This window comes from Rhodococcus sp. CX (assembly GCF_015865005.1).
In the GTDB taxonomy this organism is placed as follows: domain Bacteria; phylum Actinomycetota; class Actinomycetes; order Mycobacteriales; family Mycobacteriaceae; genus Rhodococcus.
In genome coordinates this window covers 23870-26941 of sequence record NZ_JADZGH010000202.1, presented here as the reverse complement: position 1 = coordinate 26941, position 3072 = coordinate 23870, and the positions used below count along the sequence as shown (strand labels likewise).

Here is a 3072-nt window from a genome sequence, read left to right as displayed (position 1 = left end):
TCGGGTCGCGCGGCGGGTCAGGGTGCGATGCAGATCTCGCCGGCGTTCGTCATGACCGACGAGCAGGTCCAGGATCTCGTCGACGGATTCGCGGTCGCACTCGGCTGACCTGCCCCAGGGCCGATCCGTCAGCGGCGGCGAAGCAGCCGGCGCAGTGCCCGGCGCAGCCGGGTGACCGGTGTCGCCGGAATCTCCGTCAGCGGTACCTCGCCCGCGGAGTCGTGCGCGGCCGTCGCCTGCGCATACCGCTCGTGCAGCACCGAGCGCACCTCGTCCGGCGTGTAACCCCGCCGCTTGCGTTCGGCACGCACCGCGACCGCGCCGGTCGCCGCGACGCCGACCACACCGGCCAGTCCGACCAGCTTCCACCACTGCCTGCCCCGAAGTGCCATGTCCCCGACCCTAAGGGACGACGATGTCTGTCGTCGGGCCCACCCGCCTACCCGGCCACCCCGACTGGACCGGTCGCGGGAGCCGGTCACCGTGGCATGGAAGGCTGTCGGGCATGGAGCACAGCGCGACACGATCCCGGATCACGCTCGACGAGGCGGTGGCGATCACGCGCACCGGTGACCTGTGGATCTTCCGGGGCAGCAGCGGAGCCGACCGTGCGATCCAGGCGTTGACGAACGCGCCGGTCAATCACGTCGGGATGGCGGTCGTCCTCGATGACCTGCCGCCGCTGATGTGGCACGCCGAGCTCGGAAAGAGCCTGCCCGACATGTGGACCGGCCGGCACCAGCGCGGCGTGCAGTTGCACGATCTGCGCGGTGCGGTGCAGGTGTGGAGCGCCCGGTACGGGCAGCGGGGCTGGCTCCGGCAGATCTCCACGCAGATCAGCCCGGAGCAGGAGGACCAGTTGCTGCGGTCGATCGCGCGGCTCGACGGCACGCCGTTCCCGTCCACCGCGAAACTGACGGGCCGCTGGTTCGCCGGTCGCCTGCCGCGGCTCCGGAAGCCGTCGGACGTGAGCATCGAGAGCGCCTACTGTGCCGAGGTCGTCGGGATGACGATGGAGGAGATGGGGCTGCTCGAACAGCGGCGGCGGGGCAGCAACTGGTACGACCCGGGCCGGTTCTGGAGCGGCGACCGCCTTCCGCTGGCACCCGGAGTCGAGTTCGGAAGGGAAATCGAGGTCCTCCTCAGCGAGGAGGATCTCGCGGCCGGGCGGCGGTCAGCGGGCGAGGGAGCGTGACTCGCAGCGTTCGACGTGACCGCCGACCTCGACGCGCCCGTCCGACAGCCAGGCCGTCCGGATCCGCGATCCGCGTCCCTGGGTGATGTCGAGGTTCCGGCCGAGGTGGGCGGTGAGCCGGACCGCGGCGGCCCCGGTCGCCTCGTCCTCGGGAATGCCGAACGCGGGTGCGAACATCCGTGCCCGGACGGTTCCGGCCGTTTCCCCGGTCCAGGCCCACACGTACCACTCGGCTGCATCGGCGAAGTCGCCGGAGCTGCACCGGTCCACGTCTTCTGGGGCCGGCCGCTGATCGAGTACGAACGGCGGTGCCCAGTCCGCACGCGCACCCACCCAGGTGACATCCCCGTCGTAGCGCACCGCGACCGGCCCGGCCGGGACCTCGAGGGTGTCGATCGGGGTTCCGCGATCGCGGAGCCACCAGGACAATCCGACCGTGGGGTGACCGGCGAACGGAAGTTCCTTCGCGGGAGTGAAGATTCGGGCCTGGGCGCGCGTCCCGCCGGGTCCGGGCGGTCGGACGAAGATCGTCTCGCTGTAGCCGAGTTCGGCCGCGATCCGCTGGCGGTCGGCGGCGTCGACGTCCTGGTCGAGCACGATGCCGAGTGGGTTGCCGTGTTCTCCGCGGTCGTCGGTGAAGACCCGGACGACGTCGACCTGAATCGTCATGGAGGAAACAGTAACCCCCGGTGTATTCGTTCGTCGCGACCAAGTCTAAAGGGAAATCTATCGGTCGGGATATACTCATAGGCGTGTCCGATCAGCAGTATCAGCCGACCCTGTCGCAGCTCCGTGCCTTCGTCGCGGTTGCGACCCACCGTCACTTCGGGACGGCGGCTGCCCGCCTGCACGTGAGCCAGCCGACGCTGTCCCAGGGTCTCGCGGCCCTGGAATCCGGTCTCGGCGTGCAGTTGATCGAACGCAGCACCCGCCGCGTGCTGGTGACTCCGGACGGTGCGCGCCTCCTGAGCCAGGCCAAGGCCATCGTCGACGCGGCCGACGGGTTCGTCGCCGCCGCCGCGGGCGTCACCGATCCGCTGACCGGACCACTGCGTCTCGGCCTGATTCCCACCGTGGCGCCCTACGTGCTGCCGACGCTGCTGCCTGAACTGCGGACCCGCATGCCGTCGCTGTCGTTGCACGTCATCGAGGACCAGACGGCCCGGCTGCTCGAGTCGCTGCGCGCCGGGACCCTCGACGTCGCGGTGCTCGCGCTGCCGTCCGGATCGACCGGCCTGATCGAGATACCGCTCTACGCCGAGGACTTCGTGCTCGTCGTCCCCCCGGACCACGCGCTCGCCGGTCGGGACGACGTACCGCTGACCGTGCTCGACGAACTCCCGCTGCTGCTCCTCGACGAGGGGCACTGCCTTCGGGACCAGACTCTGGACCTGTGCCGCTCCGTGGACGCGCATCCGCTCTCCGGCGACACCCGGGCGACCTCGCTCGCCACGGTCGTGCGCTGCGTCGCCGGCGGACTCGGCGTCACGCTCATTCCGGCGTCGTCGGTCGCGGTCGAGTGCGCCACCGGCGATCTCGCGGTCGCGCGGTTCGCCGAACCGGTTCCGGGCCGCACGATCGGCCTCGTGTTCCGTTCGTCGAGCGGGCGCGCCGAGGACTATCGCGCGCTCGCCGATGTGCTTCGGGAGGTTGCCCCGGAGGGCGTCCGGTAGCGAGGCGCCGGAGCGCTCCCTTCTGCCGAACAGCTGCGGTCCGGCGGCGCGGGGGAGCACCATGGCGGCATGTCATGCCCCGAGATCGGTCTGCAGGTGTTCGTGCTCGACACTCCCGACCCGCGCGGTCTGGCCGCGTTCTACGCCGCGCTGCTGGGTTGGGAACTCGATTCCGACGCCACCGACGACGACTGGGTTCAGCTG

General features: G+C 70.7%; 5 protein-coding genes. 3 read left to right on the top strand and 2 right to left on the bottom strand.

What is annotated here, in order from left to right:
• Positions 1 to 128 precede the first annotated feature (128 nt).
• On the bottom strand, positions 129 to 392 hold the full coding sequence (locus I0Q12_RS21855; protein WP_197254644.1) for a hypothetical protein: 264 nt from the start codon (positions 390 to 392) through the stop codon (positions 129 to 131).
• A gap of 113 nt (positions 393 to 505) precedes the next feature.
• Between I0Q12_RS21855 and I0Q12_RS21850 the strand changes: the two genes are divergently transcribed.
• Positions 506 to 1195 (top strand): hypothetical protein, encoded by a 690-nt coding sequence (locus tag I0Q12_RS21850; RefSeq protein WP_197254642.1) that lies wholly within the window; start codon positions 506 to 508, stop codon positions 1193 to 1195.
• Here the strand turns inward: I0Q12_RS21850 and I0Q12_RS21845 are convergent.
• Positions 1175 to 1864, bottom strand: a complete 690-nt coding sequence (locus I0Q12_RS21845; protein ID WP_197254640.1) for a PhzF family phenazine biosynthesis protein — start codon at positions 1862 to 1864, stop codon at positions 1175 to 1177. The two genes, I0Q12_RS21850 and I0Q12_RS21845, sit on opposite strands and share 21 nt — an antisense overlap.
• 83 nt (positions 1865 to 1947) lie before the next feature.
• Between I0Q12_RS21845 and I0Q12_RS21840 the strand changes: the two genes are divergently transcribed.
• Together I0Q12_RS21840 and I0Q12_RS33500 are read left to right on the top strand one after the other, a co-directional pair.
• Positions 1948 to 2868, top strand: a complete 921-nt coding sequence (locus I0Q12_RS21840; RefSeq protein ID WP_197254638.1) for a hydrogen peroxide-inducible genes activator — start codon at positions 1948 to 1950, stop codon at positions 2866 to 2868.
• 69 nt (positions 2869 to 2937) lie between these two features.
• Positions 2938 to 3072, top strand: a 135-nt coding sequence (locus I0Q12_RS33500; protein WP_307846412.1) for a VOC family protein, incomplete at its 3' end; no start/stop codon positions are given.